General features: G+C 72.7%; 14 protein-coding genes. 12 read left to right on the forward strand and 2 right to left on the reverse strand.

The window, feature by feature from the left end; translation table 11 throughout:
- The first annotated feature begins 32 nt into the window (after positions 1 to 32).
- From AB0N63_RS22020 to AB0N63_RS22045, 6 genes are all read left to right on the forward strand, one after another.
- Positions 33 to 758, forward strand: a complete 726-nt coding sequence (locus AB0N63_RS22020) for a tail protein X (protein ID WP_365530693.1) — start codon at positions 33 to 35, stop codon at positions 756 to 758.
- On the forward strand, positions 758 to 2,665 hold the full coding sequence (locus tag AB0N63_RS22025; protein ID WP_365530694.1) for a VgrG-related protein: 1,908 nt from the start codon (positions 758 to 760) through the stop codon (positions 2,663 to 2,665). Before AB0N63_RS22020 ends, AB0N63_RS22025 begins: the two co-directional genes overlap by 1 nt.
- Before the next feature lie 64 nt (positions 2,666 to 2,729).
- Positions 2,730 to 3,173, forward strand: a complete 444-nt coding sequence (locus AB0N63_RS22030; protein WP_019983129.1) for a GPW/gp25 family protein — start codon at positions 2,730 to 2,732, stop codon at positions 3,171 to 3,173.
- On the forward strand, positions 3,173 to 5,134 hold the full coding sequence (locus tag AB0N63_RS22035; RefSeq protein ID WP_365530695.1) for a putative baseplate assembly protein: 1,962 nt from the start codon (positions 3,173 to 3,175) through the stop codon (positions 5,132 to 5,134). The genes AB0N63_RS22030 and AB0N63_RS22035 overlap by 1 nt, the downstream gene beginning before the upstream one ends.
- Positions 5,134 to 5,709 (forward strand): phage tail protein, encoded by a 576-nt coding sequence (locus AB0N63_RS22040; protein ID WP_009190913.1) that lies wholly within the window; start codon positions 5,134 to 5,136, stop codon positions 5,707 to 5,709. The genes AB0N63_RS22035 and AB0N63_RS22040 overlap by 1 nt, the downstream gene beginning before the upstream one ends.
- Positions 5,706 to 7,283: a zinc ribbon domain-containing protein gene (locus AB0N63_RS22045; RefSeq protein ID WP_365530696.1), complete on the forward strand. Its 1,578-nt coding sequence runs from the start codon at positions 5,706 to 5,708 to the stop codon at positions 7,281 to 7,283. The genes AB0N63_RS22040 and AB0N63_RS22045 overlap by 4 nt, the downstream gene beginning before the upstream one ends.
- 65 nt (positions 7,284 to 7,348) lie before the next feature.
- Here the strand turns inward: AB0N63_RS22045 and AB0N63_RS22050 are convergent, their stop codons facing one another.
- Together AB0N63_RS22050 and AB0N63_RS22055 are read right to left on the reverse strand one after the other, a co-directional pair.
- Positions 7,349 to 8,563, reverse strand: a complete 1,215-nt coding sequence (locus AB0N63_RS22050; protein WP_365530697.1) for a spermidine/putrescine ABC transporter substrate-binding protein — start codon at positions 8,561 to 8,563, stop codon at positions 7,349 to 7,351.
- Between the two features lie 295 nt (positions 8,564 to 8,858).
- Positions 8,859 to 10,298: a gamma-aminobutyraldehyde dehydrogenase gene (locus AB0N63_RS22055; protein WP_365530698.1), complete on the reverse strand. Its 1,440-nt coding sequence runs from the start codon at positions 10,296 to 10,298 to the stop codon at positions 8,859 to 8,861.
- Positions 10,299 to 10,468: 170 nt separating this feature from the next.
- On the opposite strand from AB0N63_RS22055, the gene AB0N63_RS22060 reads away from it, so the two are divergent.
- From AB0N63_RS22060 to AB0N63_RS22085, 6 genes are all read left to right on the forward strand, one after another.
- Positions 10,469 to 10,993, forward strand: coding sequence for an Lrp/AsnC family transcriptional regulator (locus AB0N63_RS22060; protein ID WP_009190909.1), 525 nt, complete (start codon positions 10,469 to 10,471; stop codon positions 10,991 to 10,993).
- The gene (locus tag AB0N63_RS22065) at positions 10,978 to 12,357 is read left to right on the forward strand and encodes an aspartate aminotransferase family protein (protein ID WP_365530699.1); all 1,380 of its coding nucleotides are present in this window, start codon (positions 10,978 to 10,980) and stop codon (positions 12,355 to 12,357) included. The genes AB0N63_RS22060 and AB0N63_RS22065 overlap by 16 nt, the downstream gene beginning before the upstream one ends.
- Positions 12,358 to 12,639: 282 nt before the next feature.
- Positions 12,640 to 13,383 (forward strand): ATP-binding cassette domain-containing protein, encoded by a 744-nt coding sequence (locus tag AB0N63_RS22070; RefSeq protein ID WP_365530700.1) that lies wholly within the window; start codon positions 12,640 to 12,642, stop codon positions 13,381 to 13,383.
- Positions 13,365 to 14,624 (forward strand): hypothetical protein, encoded by a 1,260-nt coding sequence (locus tag AB0N63_RS22075; RefSeq protein ID WP_365530701.1) that lies wholly within the window; start codon positions 13,365 to 13,367, stop codon positions 14,622 to 14,624. Before AB0N63_RS22070 ends, AB0N63_RS22075 begins: the two co-directional genes overlap by 19 nt.
- 132 nt (positions 14,625 to 14,756) lie before the next feature.
- The gene (locus AB0N63_RS22080; RefSeq protein WP_365530702.1) at positions 14,757 to 15,164 is read left to right on the forward strand and encodes a VOC family protein; all 408 of its coding nucleotides are present in this window, start codon (positions 14,757 to 14,759) and stop codon (positions 15,162 to 15,164) included.
- Positions 15,165 to 15,496: 332 nt separating this feature from the next.
- Complete coding sequence (locus tag AB0N63_RS22085) at positions 15,497 to 16,225, forward strand: LAETG motif-containing sortase-dependent surface protein (protein WP_365530703.1); 729 nt, start codon at positions 15,497 to 15,499, stop codon at positions 16,223 to 16,225.
- Positions 16,226 to 16,245 lie beyond the last annotated feature (20 nt).

A 16,245-nucleotide genomic window follows, 5' to 3' on the forward strand; every position in this document is an offset into this window, starting at 1 on the left:
GCCGACCGAGCGGACTGAGGGGATACGGAGACATGGCGAAAGGCAGCAGGGGCGGTGCGGGCAAGAGCCTGGTGCGGGCCACGCTCGCGATCCATCAGCCGCCCAAGGGCAAGAGCAGGACGCCCGGCGGGATCATCAAGACGTTCGGCTTCGACTTCAACCCGGCGCAACTGTCGATGACGCGTCGTGCCAACTGGAAGGTCACCCCGGCCCAGATCGAACGCAAGGGGCCGCTACCGGAGTTCATGGGCGCGGAGCCGCGTGAGATGAGTCTGGAGATCTTCCTGGACTCCTCCGACGACCCGACGAGCAACTCCGTGCTGAAGAAGGTGGAGTCGCTGCTCGCCTGCTGCGAGGTGACGGCCCAGAGCGTCGCGGCCAAGCAGCCGTCGCCGCCGTGGGTGGTCTTCCAGTGGGGGTCGTTCTCGACGGCGCGCTTCACGGCGTACGTCAGCTCGGTGGAGGCCAGTTACACGCTGTTCGGGACGACGGGCGTGCCGATCCGGGCGACCTGCCGGATGCAGTTGCACGAGATCCCGAGCCGCACCAAGGGGCAGAACCCGACGTCGGGCGCGCTGACCGCGCAGCGGGTGCACCGGGTGGTGGCGGGCGATTCGCTCCAGTCGCTGGCCTGGCGGGAGTACGGCAACGCGGCCGCCTGGCGGGCCATCGCCGAGGTCAACGGCATCGACGACCCGCAGTCGCTGCCCACCGGCACCGAGCTGATCATGCCGGCCGCCGAGGAGGTGCGTGGCTGATGGTGCAGTCCGCGTTCTCCAATGTCATCGACGTGCGCGTCGGGGGCGCCAAACTGCCGCCCGAGTACGCCTCCGACCTGGTGGACTGCTATGTCGACCAGGGGGTGGGGGTGCCGGCGGCGTTCCGGCTGACCTTCCGCGACCCCTACCGGCTGCTGCTGGGCGAGCTGGGCATCACGTTCGGGACCAAGGTGGTGCTGGCGCCGGTGGCCGACGGCGACGGGTCCGGCGATCCGCTGCTGACCGGCGAGGTCACGGGCCTGGAGGCCGACTACGACGGCACCGGCAGCTTCACCGTCGTCCGGGGCTACGACCTCGGGCACCGGCTGCTGCGCCGGCGGCGGGTGGCGGCCTACCGCAACCAGAGCGCGTCCGACATCGCGCGCAAGCTGGCCGCGCAGGACGGGGTGCCGGTCGGGAAGATCGAGTCGACGCGGACGGTGTACGAGTTCATCAGCCAGTCCAATGTGACCGACTGGGACTTCCTGGCGCGGCTGGCCGACGAGAACGAGATGGTCATGTCGGTGGACGCGAAGGGCAAGTTCCAGTTCGTGAAGCCGAAGTCGGCCTCCGGGGCGCCCTCGCCGAGCACCGACGGCGAGAAGAGCCCGTTCGTGTTGCAGGCCGGGCACGACATCCTGCGGCTGCGGGCCGCGGTCACCGCCTCCGACCAGGTGGGCAAGGTCGAGGCGCGCGGCTGGGACGTGACGACGAAGAAGAAGCTGACGGCGACCGCGCCGGCCGTCGCCAACCCGGGCATCACCATCGGCACCACGCCGGGTGCGGCGGCCGGGAAGTTCGGGGCGGCGAAGCTGGTGGAGACGGGCACGCCCTACGACAAGCAGAACGAGGTGAAGTTCGCGGCCGACGCGCTCGCCGACGACGTGACCGGCTCGTTCGGCGAACTGGAGGTCGTGGCGCGCGGAAACCCCCTGCTGCGGCCGGGAGTGCCGGTGGCGCTGGCGGATGTCGGCGTGCCGTTCGAGGGCAAGTACACGGTGACGTCGGTCCGGCACGTCTTCGGTGACGGCAAGCACTACGAGGTGTGGGTGACGGTCAGCGGGCGGCAGTGGCGTTCGCTGTACGGGCTGGCGTCGGGCGGTTCGGACACCGCGCCGCGGCTGCCGAGTGTGGCCAACGCGCTGGTGACGGACGTGAACGACCCGCTGAAGCAGGGCCGGGTGCGGTTGCAGTTCCCGTGGCTGGACGACACGTACGTGAGCGACTGGACGCGGACCGTGCAGCTCGGCGGCCTGGACGGCGGCGGGATCTTCCCGCTGGACGTCAACGACGAGGTGCTGGTCGCCTTCGACCGGGGCGCGCTGGACCATCCGTTCGTCATCGGCGGGCTGTACAACGGCCGGGACAAGCCCACGGTGGTCAGCGATGTGCCGTTGCACGACACCGTGCGCAAGAAGGCGAGCCGGCACACCGTCTCCGACCGGGACGGCAACCGCATGGACCTGCTCAGCCAGAAGACCGGGGGCCGCAAGCAGGGGGTGCGGCTGGTGTCCGGCGACAAGCGGCTGACGATCAATCTCGACCGGACGAACACCGAGATCGTGGTGGACAGCAAGGGTTCGGTGACGATCAAGGGCACCCGGTCGGTGTCGGTGGAGGCGGGCGGCGACCTCTCGCTGAGCGCCGGGCGCAGCCTGACCCTCAAGAGCGGCGGCCCGCTGAACATCCAGAGCGCGAGCCTGGTGAACGTGCGGGCGGCGGGCGAGATAGGTGTGAACACCGTGGGCGCGCTGAACCTGACGGCGGGCGGCATCGCCAACCTGACCGGCGGGGGCACGGTGCAGATCACCTCGGCCGTCAACACGACGATCAAGGCGCCGACCACGCTGGTCGCCTCTCCCGTGTTCGGGGTGACCACGATCCCGGTGCCGATGGTGATCCCGTGAACCAGGCTTCTTCCAGCAGTAGTCGTCGTCGTGGCCGGTTCCGTGGAAGGCGGGTGGGGCGCTGATGGCCGAGCAGTTCGTCGGGTCCGGGTGGTCGTTCCCGTTGCGGATCGGGCCGACCGGCGGGATCGCGCTGGTCAGCGGGGAGCGGGAGATCGAGGAGGCGATCCGGCTGGTGCTGTCCACCGCGCCGGGCGAGCGGCCGATGCGGCCCGACTTCGGCTGCGCCATCCACGACCTGGTCTTCGCCCCGGTCAACGAGCAGACCGCGGGCCGTATCCAGCACGAGGTGCACGCCAGCCTGGACCGCTGGGAACCGCGGATCGAGGTGGACGACGTGGAGGTGACGGCGGGCGGCGACCGCAGCGTCCTCTACATCGACGTGCGCTACTCGATCCGCGGCACCAACAACCCGCGCAGCCTCGTCTTCCCCTTCTACGTCATTCCGTCCCACGACGAGCCCGAGGGCGGCCCCGGCCCCTCCGCGGCTCCGGAAAGCGATCGCTGATGGCACTGCCCTCCCCCAACCTCGACGACCGCCGCTTCCAGCAGTTCGTCGACGACGCCAAGCGCTACATCCAGCAGCGCGCGCCGGAGTGGACCGACCACAACGTCTCCGACCCGGGCGTCACCCTGGTCGAGACGGTCGCCCACATGGCCGACCAGATCGTCTACCGGCTCAACCGGGTGCCGGAGAAGAACCACCTGGCCTTCCTGGACCTGGTCGGGATCACGCTGTTCCCGCCGTCGGCGGCCCGCACCGACGTCACGTTCTGGCTGGCGGCGCCGCAGGAGGAGCCGGTCTCGGTGCCGGTGGGCACCGAGGTCGCCACGCTGCGCACCGAGAGCGAGGAGGCCGTCGTCTTCGCCACCGAGCGCGAACTGAGTGTGGTGCCCAGCGAGTTGCGGCACCTGCTGGTGCAGCACCGGGGCGAGGCGGCGATCGACCGCACGCACGACCTGGCCGAGGAGGGCAAGGACGTGCTGTGCTTCGCCGAGTCCCCCGACCCCGGCGACTGCATGCTGTTCGGCCTGTCGGCGGCGGTGCCGCACTGCGCCGTCGCGCTGGACCTGGACAGCCGGGTGGACGGCGTCGGCGTGGACCCGCGGCAGCCGCCGCTGGTGTGGGAGGCGTGGACGGCGGACGGCTGGCGGCCGTGCGAGGTGGACCGGGACGGCACGGGCGGCCTCAACCGGCCCGGCGAGGTGATCCTGCACGTCCCCGGCGGGCACGTGCTGTCCCGGAACGCCGGGCAGGAGGCGGGCTGGCTGCGCTGCCGGGTCACCGAGCCCCACTCCGGTCAGCCGTTCTACACCACCTCCCCGACGGTCCGGGCCGCCGAGGCGTTCACCGTGGGCGGCACCACCGCCGTCGTGCACGCCGAGACGGTGTACGACGAGGCGCTCGGCGAGTCCACCGGGCTGCCGGGGCAGCGGCTGCGCCTGGCGCACGCCCCCGTCGTCGGCGACGACCCGCCGCTGCTGCTGCAGACGGCCGAGCCCGAGGGCTGGCGGGACTGGCGGGTGGTGCCGAACTTCGCCGCCTCCGGGCCCGGCGACCGGCACATCACCCTCGACGCCACCACCGGCGAGATCGCCTTCGGTCCCGCGGTGCGCGAACCGGACGGCTCGCTGCGCCAGTTCGGTGCGGTCGCCCCCAAGGGCTCGCCGATCCGCGCCCACCGCTACCGCACCGGCGGCGGCCGCGCGGGCAACGTGGCCCGCGGGGCGGTGCAGATCCTGCGCACCTCGATCCCGTACGTCTCGGAGGTCGTCAACCGCGAGGCGGCGCGTGGCGGCGTCGACGGGGAGACCGTGGCGGAGGCGAAGGTCCGCGCGCCGATCACCCTGCGCGCCCAGGAGCGTGCCGTGACCCTGCGCGACTACGAGGAGCTGGCCCGCCGGGCCGCCCCGGAGACGGCGCGGATCACCTGCCTGGAGGGCGAGGAGGGCGAACACGGGGCCTATGCGGTACGGGTGTTGGTGGTGCCGCAGGCGGTCGCGGACCCGGGCGGCCGGCTGCGCTTCGAGCAACTGGTCCCCGGTGACGCCCTGCTGGACCGGATCACCCGGCACCTGGACGAACGACGCCTGATCGGCACCCGGTTGGCGGTGGGGCCGCCGTACTACCAGGGGGTGACGGTGGTGGCGACCGTGCACGCCTTCCGGGGCGTGGACACCGACCGGGTGCGCCGCGACGCGCACGACGCGCTGTACCGGCACCTCGACCCGCTCACCGGCGGTGCGGACGGGGCCGGCTGGCCGTTCGGGCGGCCGGTGCAGTCCGGTGAGGTGTTCGCGGTGCTCCAGCGGGTGCCGGGAGTGGAGCTGGTCGACCAGGTGGTGCTGCACCCGGCCGACCCGCTGACCGGCAAGCGCGGCGAGGCGACCGACCGTATCGACCTGTCCCGGCCCTCCCTGGTGTTCTCCTTCGACCACCGGGTGCGTGTGATCGGGGACGGTGCCTGATGCGGGGTTCCATCGACGGGCTCGGCTCGTCCGCGCCGATCGGCATGATGCTGCCGGCGGTGTTCGCCGACGACGACCTCGCGCAGCGCTTCGTCGGCGGTCTGGACGAGGTGATGGCGCCGATCCTGAGCGTCCTGGACTGCCTCGACACGTACTTCCGGCCCTCGGTCGCCCCGCTGGACTTCGTCCGGTGGCTCGGCGGCTGGGTCGGCGCGGAGACCGAGGGCGGTGAACCGGAGCCGCTGCTGCGTGCGGCGGTGGCCGCCGCGGCGTATCTGCACCGCATCCGCGGGACCCGGCGCGGGCTGTCGGAGACCGTACGGCTGGCCTTCGGCGTGGCGCCGGAGATCAGCGAGAGCGGGGCGGCCGACTGGAGCGCGCGACCGCTCGGTCCGGTGCCCGGCGAGCGGCGGCCCCGACTGCACGTCCATCTGCGGCTGCCTCACCCCACCACCGCGGACCGGCACCGCCTGGACACCCTGGTCGCCGCCGCCCGCCCCGCCCATATGCCGTACACGGTTCAGGTGACCGCCACGGAAGCCGCCGTCCCCGCCGAAAGGACCTCCGAGAGATGACGACCACCCAGAACTGCGCCGAATGCGGCACCCGCGCGGAACCGGGCCAGTCGTTCTGCGACGCCTGCGGGGCGGTGCTGAGCTGGACCGACCGGTCGGCCGCGCCGCGTGCGGCGGCCGCGGCGACGGCGGGCGCCGGGGCGTCGGGGTCTGCCGAGGCGTCGGGGTCCGCTGACGCCTCCGGATCCACCGGTGCGCCGGGTGCCCCGGGGACGCCGCGGTCTGCCGGTGGCCGGCCGGCCGACGGGCCGGTGGCCGCCGCCGGGAGCGCCGGGGCCTCCGTGACCGCCGGTGCGCCGGCGACCGGCGGGACGGCGGCTGCCGACGCGCGTCCGGGCGGCTCGGGCGAACCCGCCGGGGCGCACGCCGGGCCCCCGGGGGCGGCAGGCGGACCGTCGGCGCCGGCCTCCGGAACCGGCGGAACCCCGCCCCGGCCCACCGCCGCCGACGGCGGACCCGGCAGCGCCGCCGACCCCGCGCCGCACCGCACCGACAACGGCGACGCCGCCGACGCCGCGAACCCGGCGTCCCCGCCCCACCCCGCCCCCGGCACCTCGCCGTCGGCGGACACCGTCCCCCAGCCCCCCGTGCCCGCGCCGGGCGTCCCCGCCCCGGCCGTGGACGAGAACGCCGCCACCACCCCGCTCCCCACCACCGAGCCTCCCGGTGAGGACGAGGGGATGACGGACCGGGCGCGGCAGCTGCTCATCCCGGTCGCCGACCCGCAGCCGCAGGCCGCTCCGTCCCCCTCGGTGGCCCCGGTGCTGCCGGGCCGCCCGGTCGCGCAGCGTCCGCAGACCGTACGGGCGCCCGGCGAGGAGTTGGGCGCCGACGGCGGGACGCCGTGCCCGTGGTGCCAGACGCGCAACCGGCCCGACCGGCACTACTGCACGCGCTGCGCGATGCCGATGGCCGGCGGCGGCCAGACGCCGGGGCGGCTGCCCTGGTGGCGGCGGCTGACGGCGGCCGGCAACCGCGAGGCCCCGTGGGCCGGTGACCGGCCGCGCCTGCGCCGGGCCTTCGACCGGGTGCTGGCCTGGCTGGTCGCGGCCGTCGTCCTGACGCTGCTGATCGTGTTGGTGGTGCACATCCCGCAGGGCGTCCAGGCGACGCGCGACCACTTCGCCAAGCGGGCCCCGGTCGCGCCGGACCGGGTCACCGCGTCCCGCTCCTTCCCGGGACACAAGCCCGACCTGGCCTTCGACAAGCTCAGCAACACCTGGTGGGGTCCCGGGGTGTCCGAGTCGGGCCAGGGCCAGTGGATCGAGGCGCGGTTCTCCGAGCCGACCCGACTGCTGGACCTGATCATCACACCGGGGGTGTCCACGCGCCCCGACCAGCTCTCCCAGTCGGCGCTGCCGCACCGCGTGGAGGCGCTGATCACGCTGGCCGACGGCAAGACGACGAAGCGGGAACTCGTCCTCGACCAGGGCGCGGGCGGCCAGCGCCGCGCGTTCCGGGTGGGCAAGGTCTCGGCGGTGCGCTTCGTCCTGGAGACCGCGTACCAGCCCTCGGCCAGCAAGCAGGTCTCCATCGCCGAGATCGAGTTCTTCGGCCCGTCCAACGGCGGCTGAGCCGCCCCTGCGGCAGGACAGACGAAGGCCCCGCCGCCCGCGGGGCCTTCGGCCGCACCCGCGGCCTACAACCCCACGATCTTGTTCCACCGCCGGGCGAACTCCAGGCGTTCCGTGGACGTCATGTCGCGGGCGACGGCCAGGCGGCGGCGCATGGCGGCGTCGGGGAAGATCAGGGGGTTGCCGGCCAGGGCGGCCGTGTCCTCGTCCTTGGACCCGGCCAGCACCTCCTGGGCGGCCGGGACCGGGCACACGTAGTTCACCCAGGCGGCCAGCTCGGCGGCGACCTCGGGTTCGTAGTAGTAGTCGATCAGGCGTTCGGCGTTGGTCTTGTGGGCGGCCCGGTTGGGGATCATCAGGGAGTCGGACCACAGCTCGGCGCCCTCCTCGGGGACGACGAAGCGGATGTCCGGGTTGTCCGCCTGGAGCTGGATGACGTCGCCGGAGTAGGCCTGGCAGGCCAGGACGTCGCCGCTGACCAGGTCCTTGGTGTAGTCGTTGCCGGTGAAGCGGCGGATCTGGCCGCGCGCCACCTGCTTCTCGACCTGGTCGCACATCCGGTGGAAGTCCTCCGCCTTCCACCTGCGGATGTCGACGCCGTCGCCCTGCATCAGCAGCGCGAACGCCTCGTCGAGCCCGGACAGCAGGGTCACCCGGCCCTTCAGGTCGCTCGCCCACAGGTCGGAGACGGCTCGGATCTCGCGGCCGAGGCGGCGGCGGTCGTAGGCGATGCCGGTGATGCCCGACTGGTACGGCACGGTGAACCGCCGGCCGGGGTCGAAGGCCGGCGTGCGCAGCAGCGGGTCCAGTTCGGCGGCCACGTGGGGCTGGCGGGCGCGGTCCATCTCCTGCACCCAGCCGAGGCGGACGAACCGCGCGCACATCCAGTCGCTGATGACGATGAGGTCGCGGCCGGGCTTCTGGTGGTTCATCAGCGCGGGACTGATCTTTCCGAAGAACTCGTCGTTGTCGTTGATCTCCTCCGAGTAGTGCACGGAGATCCCGGTGCGCTTCTCGAAGGCCTCCAGGGTGGGCCGCCGGTCGGGGTTCTTGTCGTCGGTGTCGATGTAGAGCGGCCAGTTCGACCAGGACAGCTGCTTGTCGGTGGCGGAGGTGTCCGGGACCGCGCGCTCGCCGGGCCGGACGTAGGCGGCGGGCACCCCGCAGCCGGCGAGCGCGCCGAGCGCGGACGCGGCGCCGAGCGCGCGCAGCAGGGAACGGCGGGAGGGTGCGGGCGCGCTCGCGAGGGGCTTCGGGGGCGTCATCGGTGTCCGGGGCATTGGCGCAGCATGCCGCGACGGCCGGGACCGGGACAATCGACGCTCCGTCGAGCCCGCCGGTACACAGGCGACACGTTGTCGATCAGCGCCCGCCCCCTCGGTCCCGCCGGCGGGCCGGAGCGCGGTGCCGCTCGCCGGACGGCACGACGCGACCCCGGACGGTCCGTCCTCCGTCCGGGGTCGCGGGTCATACGGCGGGCGCCGGTCGTACACCGGGCGCCACGGGTGCCGGAGGGCCGCCGTTGCGACGGCGACTTCTCGCACCCGAGGACGGACCCGGCGGCCCCGCGGAGCGTTACGCGTCCAGCGACGTCATCACGTGCTTGATCCGCGTGTAGTCCTCGAAGCCGTACGCCGACAGGTCCTTGCCGTAGCCGGACTTCTTGAAGCCGCCGTGCGGCATCTCGGCGACCAGCGGGATGTGGGTGTTGATCCACACGCAGCCGAAGTCGAGCTTCTTGGACATCCGCATGGCGCGGGAGTGGTCCTTGGTCCACACCGAGGAGGCCAGCGCGTACTCGACGCCGTTGGCCCACTCGACGGCCTGGTCCTCGTCGGTGAAGGACTGGACGGTGATGACCGGGCCGAAGACCTCCTTCTGGATGATCTCGTCGTCCTGCTTGAGGCCCGAGACGACGGTCGCGGCGTAGAAGTAGCCCTTGTCGCCGACCTGGTGGCCGCCGGCCTCGACCTTGGCGTGGGCGGGCAGCCGCTCGATGAAGCCGGCGACCTGCTTGAGCTGGTTGGGGTTGTTCAGGGGGCCGAAGAGCACGTCCTCGTCGTCCGGCTGCCCGGTCTTGGCCTCCTCGGCTGCCTTGGCGAGCGCGGCGACGAACTCGTCGTGGATCGACTCGTGCACGAGCACGCGGGTGGCGGCCGTGCAGTCCTGGCCGGCGTTGAAGAAGCCCGCCACCGAGATGTCCTCGACGGCCTTCTCGATGTCGGTGTCCTCGAAGACGACGACCGGGGCCTTGCCGCCCAGCTCCAGGTGGACCCGCTTGAGGTCCTTGGAGGCGGACTCGGCGACCGACATGCCGGCGCGCACGGAGCCGGTGATGGAGGCCATCGCCGGGGTGGGGTGCTCCACCATCAGACGGCCGGTGTCGCGGTCGCCGCAGACGACGTTGAAGACGCCCTTGGGCAGGACCGAGCCGATGATGTCGGCGATCAGGACCGTGGAGGCGGGGGTGGTGTCCGAGGGCTTGAGGACGACCGTGTTGCCCGCGGCGAGGGCCGGGGCGAACTTCCACACGGCCATCATCATCGGGTAGTTCCACGGCGCGACCTGCGCGCAGACGCCGATCGGCTCGCGGCGCACGATGGAGGTCAGGCCCTCCATGTACTCGCCGGCCGAGCGGCCTTCCAGCATCCGCGCCGCGCCCGCGAAGAAGCGGATCTGGTCGACCATCGGCGGGATCTCCTCGGAGCGGGTGAGCCCGATGGGCTTGCCCGTGTTCTCCACCTCGGCCGCGATCAGTTCCTCGGCGCGCTCCTCGAAGGCGTCCGCGATCTTCAGCAGGGCCTTCTGGCGCTCGGCCGGGGTGGTGTCGCGCCAGGCCGGGAAGGCCGCCGCGGCGGCGGCCATGGCGGCGTCGACGTCCGCCTGGCCGGACAGGGGCGCGGTCGCGTACGCCTCGCCGGTCGCGGGGTTGACCACCTCGGTGGTCCGTCCGTCGGCGGCGTCCCGGAACTCACCGTCGATGTAGTTGCGCAGACGACGCAGCTCGGTGCTCACTGCCGGCCCTCCTTGGCTGGTGCAGGTGTCCAATCACTGAGACACCCACCCTAGTCGGCGCGGCCGCGTTTTCAACACCCCCGCCGCCACCAGTTCTGCGAAATCCGCAAACCGCGAGCACTCAAACAACGAATTTCATCGCCCAAGCCTTGCAAAACTGTCGAGACGTCGTGCACAGTGAGGTCGTGGCCAGTCGAAGCGCAGAGCAGAGGGACTCGTCCCGCGAGTCCCGCAACGGGAACGGCACCCCCCAGCTGGACGCCGTCTCCCTCGCCATCATCCAGCAGCTCCAGGAGGACGGCCGCCGGCCCTACGCCGCGATCGGCAAGGCGGTCGGCCTCTCCGAGGCGGCCGTGCGCCAGCGCGTCCAGAAACTGCTGGACCAGGGCGTCATGCAGATCGTCGCCGTCACGGACCCGCTCACCGTGGGCTTCCGCCGGCAGGCGATGGTCGGCATCAACGTCGAGGGCGATGTCGAGGCCATAGCGGACGCGCTGACTGACATGTCGGAAGTCGAGTACGTGGTGATGACCGCGGGCTCGTTCGACATCCTCGCCGAGATCGTCTGCGAGGACGACGACCACCTGCTGGACGTCATCAACAAACGCATCCGGGCCCTGCCCGGCGTGCGCTCCACCGAGAGCTTCGTTTACCTGAAGCTCAAGAAGCAGACCTACATGTGGGGAACCCGATAACCGTGAGCAAGGACCTCAGCCGAACCGCGTACGACCACCTGTGGATGCACTTCACCCGCATGTCCTCGTACGAGAACGCGCCCGTGCCGACCATCGTGCGCGGCGAGGGCACCTACATCTACGACGACAAGGGCAAGCGCTACCTCGACGGTCTCGCGGGTCTGTTCGTGGTCCAGGCCGGCCACGGCCGCACCGAGCTGGCCGAGACCGCCTTCAAGCAGGCGCAGGAGCTGGCGTTCTTCCCGGTGTGGTCGTACGCCCACCCCAAGGCCGTCGAGCTGGCGGAGCGGCTGGCCGACTACGCGCCGGGCGACCTGAACAAGGTCTTCTTCACCACCGGCGGCGGTGAGGCGGTGGAGACCGCCTGGAAGCTCGCCAAGCAGTACTTCAAGCTGGTCGGCAAGCCCACCAAGCACAAGGTCATATCCCGCGCGGTCGCCTACCACGGCACCCCGCAGGGCGCCCTGTCCATCACCGGCCTGCCGGGCCTGAAGGCCCCCTTCGAGCCGCTGGTGCCGGGCGCGCACAAGGTCCCGAACACCAACATCTACCGCGCCCCGCTCTTCGGCGACGACCCCGAGGCCTTCGGCCGCTGGGCCGCCGACCAGATCGAGCAGCAGATCCTCTTCGAGGGCCCCGACACCGTCGCGGCCGTCTTCCTGGAGCCGGTGCAGAACGCCGGCGGCTGCTTCCCGCCCCCGCCCGGCTACTTCCAGCGGGTGCGCGAGATCTGCGACCAGTACGACGTGCTGCTCGTCTCCGACGAGGTCATCTGCGCCTTCGGCCGCCTCGGCACCATGTTCGCCTGCGACAAGTTCGGCTACGTCCCGGACATGATCACCTGCGCCAAGGGCATGACCTCGGGCTACTCCCCGATCGGCGCGTGCATCATCTCCGACCGCCTGGCCGAGCCGTTCTACAAGGGCGACAACACCTTCCTGCACGGCTACACCTTCGGCGGCCACCCGGTCTCCGCCGCGGTCGGCCTCGCCAACCTCGACCTGTTCGAGCGCGAGGGCCTCAACCAGCACGTGCTGGACAACGAGGGCGCGTTCCTGTCCACCCTGCAGAAGCTGCACGACCTGCCGATCGTCGGCGACGTCCGCGGCAACGGCTTCTTCTACGGCATCGAGCTGGTGAAGGACAAGAACACCAAGGAGTCCTTCAACGACGAGGAGACCGAGCGCGTCCTGTACGGCTTCCTCTCCAAGGCGCTCTACGACAACGGCCTGTACTGCCGTGCCGACGACCGCGGCGACCCGGTCGTCCAGCTCGCCCCGCCGCTGATCTCCGACCAGGAGACCTTCGACGAGATCGAGCAGATCCTGCGCGCCACGCTGACGGAGGCCTGGACCAAGCTGTGACCGACGCGTCACGGTGAACGCGCGCCCGGGGCGCCTGCCGCACGGTGGGCGCCCCGGGCGCGAGCCTGCGATCAGATGATCATCACCGGCCCCGGAGCCGTCCGTTCGAGTGGGAAACGGCGGCCCGGGGCCGTGTGCTGTCCGGGCTCCCGGCGTCGGCTGCCTAGCGTTCAGTGACCGATCGGCTTCGCCTTCGTTCCCTCGTACGGGGGATTCGTACGAAGGATCCCCGAACCCGTACGGCAACGCGCGGCATTTCTGATCCGAACCGAGGTGTACGCCATGGTGGACCCGCCGGACAACGACGTGCTCTGGGCACGCGCCCTGCACTACACCCACAAGGACGGCTCGCCCGCACTCGCCGGCGTCTCGCTCGGCGTCCGGCAGGGGGAGATCCTCGCCGTCGGCGGCCCGAGCGGGAGCGGCAAGACCACGCTGCTGCGCTGCCTGTCCGGCATGGCGCGGGTGCGCGAGGGCGAGGTCTGGTTCAACAGCTCCCCCGTGCACACCCTCGGCCCGCTCGCCCGCGAACGCCTGCGCCGCGAGCGGTTCGGCTGGATCGACCCGGCGCCCGCGCTCGTCCCGGAACTGAACGTCTGGGAGAACACCGCCCTGCCGCTGATGCTGCGCGGCTCCACCCGCCGCCGGGCCAAGGCGGCCGCCCTTGAGTGGCTGGAACGCCTGGACGCCGGCGAGCTCTCCGGCAAACGCCCGCACCAGCTGCGCCAGGCCGAACGGCAGCGCGTCTGCATCGCCCGCGCCCTCGCCTCCACGCCGACCGTGCTCTTCGCCGACGAGCCGACCGCCCCGCTGCACCGCGCCGACCGCGCCCACGCGCTGCGCACCCTCACCACCGCCGCCCGCTCGCACGGCATCACCGTCGTCCTGGCCACCCACGACGCGCAGACCGCGGCCCTGGCCGACCGCACGGTGAACCTGCTCGACGGCCGCTGTGTGAAGACCGTGCACCTGCCGCCGGCCGGTGACACCACGGAAGGCCGGGCGGCGTGCTCGCTCTCCGTCTGATCCGCGTCGCGCACCCCGCCGTCCAGCTGCGCCGGCTGACCGTCGTGGCGGCCTCGGCGGGCACCGGCTTCCTGCTGCTGTGCAGCCTCGGCCACGCCCTCGGCCACCCCGCCGACCCGTCCGCCGCGCTGCTGCGCCTGGCCTGGTGCGGGGTGCCGCTGGCCGCCACGGCCTATCTCGCCGTCGCGGTCGCCCGGTCCGACCCCGGCACCCGGCCGCGTGGCGGCCTGTCCGCGCTCGGCCTCGGCCCCGCCCGGATGATGGCCGTCTCGGCCGCCACGACCGCCCTGTCCTGCGCCTTCGGCGCGCTGCTCGCCCTGCTGCTGTTCCTCTCCCTGCGCGGTGACCTGCCGGGGCCGCCGTTCCCGCTCGACGGCGCGCCGCACGCGGTCCTCGCCGCGCGCGAACGGCTGCCGGTGCCCGGCACGCTGCTCCTGCTCGCCGCCGTCCCGGCGGCAGCCTCCGCCGCGGTCGCCGCCGCCCTGCGCCCGCGCGAGCCGAAGGCCCCGCCCGCGCGCGCCGCCGGAGCCGGGCGGGAGACGGCCGGCACCGGCCAGGAGACGCCCGCCGACGGGGCCGAGACGGCCACCGCCCCGGCCGTGGAAGACGATCCCGGCCGACCGCTCCCGCCCGACCGGTCCCCCACCGGCCTGCCCTGGGGCATCGCCGTGCTCGCCGCCGGCCTCACCGTCGAGACCTACGCCGGGGGCACGGGCGACGGCGCGCGCGCCGTCCTGCCCGGCGGGCTCAGCGCGGGCTCCGCGCCCGTGCTCGTCGGCTGGCTGCTCACCGCCGTCGGTCTCGCCCTCGCCGGTCCCGGCCTGACCCATCTGTGCGGCCGACTGCTCCAGGCGGTGCGGCCGGGCGCCGTACGCCTGCTGGCCGGGCGGGTCCTGATGGCGGAGGCGGGCCGGATCGGCGGTCCGCTCGGCGTCCTGTGCGCGGTCGCCTCGGCGGCGTTCGCCGTGATCGCGCTGCACGGCCGCGCCTCCGGCCGCTTCGGCCCGCTCACCGCGCTGGGCGCGCTGCTGGTGGCCGGCTGCGCGGTGGCCGCGCTGGTCACCGCCGCCGTCGAGGCCCGGCAGCTGCGGGTCGGCACCACCGCCGCGCTCCGGCGGCTGGGCGCACCCGCCACCGTGCTGCGCTCGGCGGCCGCCCTGCGCACCGCCACCCTGCTGGCCCTGTTCGCCCCGCTGACCTGGGCGATCGCCACGCTTGCCGCACTGCCCCTGTCCCGCTGAGGCAGCCGGCCACGGCGCTCCGGGAAAACCGACGGAAGAAGTCCGCCGGCCACCGATGAGTTGCGCGGGCCCGCTCCGTCTACCCCTGCGCACGGCACGCACGGCACCACCCACGACGGGAGCGACCCCACCATGTACCAGCAGATGATCTTCGTGAACCTGGCGACCGCCGACGTGGCCGCGGCGAAGAAGTTCTTCACCGCCCTCGGCTACCCGATCAACCCGCAGTTCTCCACCGACGACTGCGCCTGCGTCGTCATCAGCGACACGATCATCGCCATGCTGCTCGGCAAGAAGCGCTACGCCGACTTCACCGACAAGGAGATCGCGGACTCCACCCGCACCAGCGAGGTGCTGATCTGTCTGAGCGCCGAGAGCCGCGAGAAGGTGGACGAGCTGGTCGAGAAGGCGGTCGCGGCCGGCGGCACGGCGTCGGACAAGGTCCAGGACCACGGCCACATGTACGGCCGTGCCTTCGACGACCTCGACGGCCACACCTGGGAGGTCGTGTGGATGGACCCGGCGGCGGTGGAGGGCTGATCCTGATGTCGGGGGGTCGTTCCGACGGCGGTGGTCCTGCGGGGGCCGCCCCCGGACGGATTCGTTCCGGCCCGGGCGGGATGCGCCCGGGCGGGCCCAATCGGCCCCGCCGTCCGGATCGGACCGGTTCACAACGCGTCCAAACATGCGGACGGTTAATGAACGGGCAAAGTCAACGCCCATACAGGACGGACGCGTTGACACTGCTGACCGAGCGCCTATAGATGTGGGCCTCCTGGGGGTGCCGGGGCACTCCTCGTCGTCCGGTGGCCGCCCCAACACCCCCTTCACCCCCCGCAATCGCACCTCCCGTGAAGGGCAAAGTGGCCATCTTGTCGATATCCCGCCGCACCGCACGTCCCCTGCGCATCCTGGGGATCGCCGCCGCGTCCGCCGCAGTCGCCCTCGGCACGGCGGGCACCGCGCTCGCCTGCGACATCAGCGAGTTCTCCGCCGAGGCCAAGTGCCTCGATGGCAACGGTGTCATCGTCGTCACCGACAAGGACGCCTCCGGCACCCCGGCCGTCGTCACCGTCTTCCTGGAGAACAACGGCGCGGACGTGAAGCAGATCGGCAGCCCGCAGACGGTCAGGGGCACCGCCAAGGGCGCCACGGCCTCCTTCGCCGAGGCATGGGAACCGAACGCCGAGTACCGCGTCCACGTCAAGGCCGGCGGCAAGCTGGTCGACGCGGACATCAAGCCGAACCTCAGGACCCCGTCCGCCGCCTGCGCGCCCGCCACCCCGAGCGCGCCGGCCACCCCGTCCGCGCCGGCCACACCCTCGCAGCCGGCCACCGCGACCCCGTCGGCCCCGGAGACCTCCGCGGCGCCCTCGACGCCCCCGGCCGGGACTCCGGCCCCCTCGCAGAGCAGCACCGCCCCGGCGGGCACCACCGTGGACAACGCCCCCTCGCCCGCAGCCGGTGACTCCAACCTCGCGGAGACCGGGGCGAGTTCCAACACCGGACTGATCGCCGGCGTCGCCGTCGCCCTGGTCGCAGTCGGCGGTGGCGCCGTCTTCTACGGCATGCGCCGCCGTGGCGCCAACAGCGGTCGCTGACACCACCGCTCGACGTCCCG

This window comes from Streptomyces sp. NPDC093260 (assembly GCF_040683715.1).
GTDB classification, from domain to species: domain Bacteria; phylum Actinomycetota; class Actinomycetes; order Streptomycetales; family Streptomycetaceae; genus Streptomyces; species Streptomyces sennicomposti.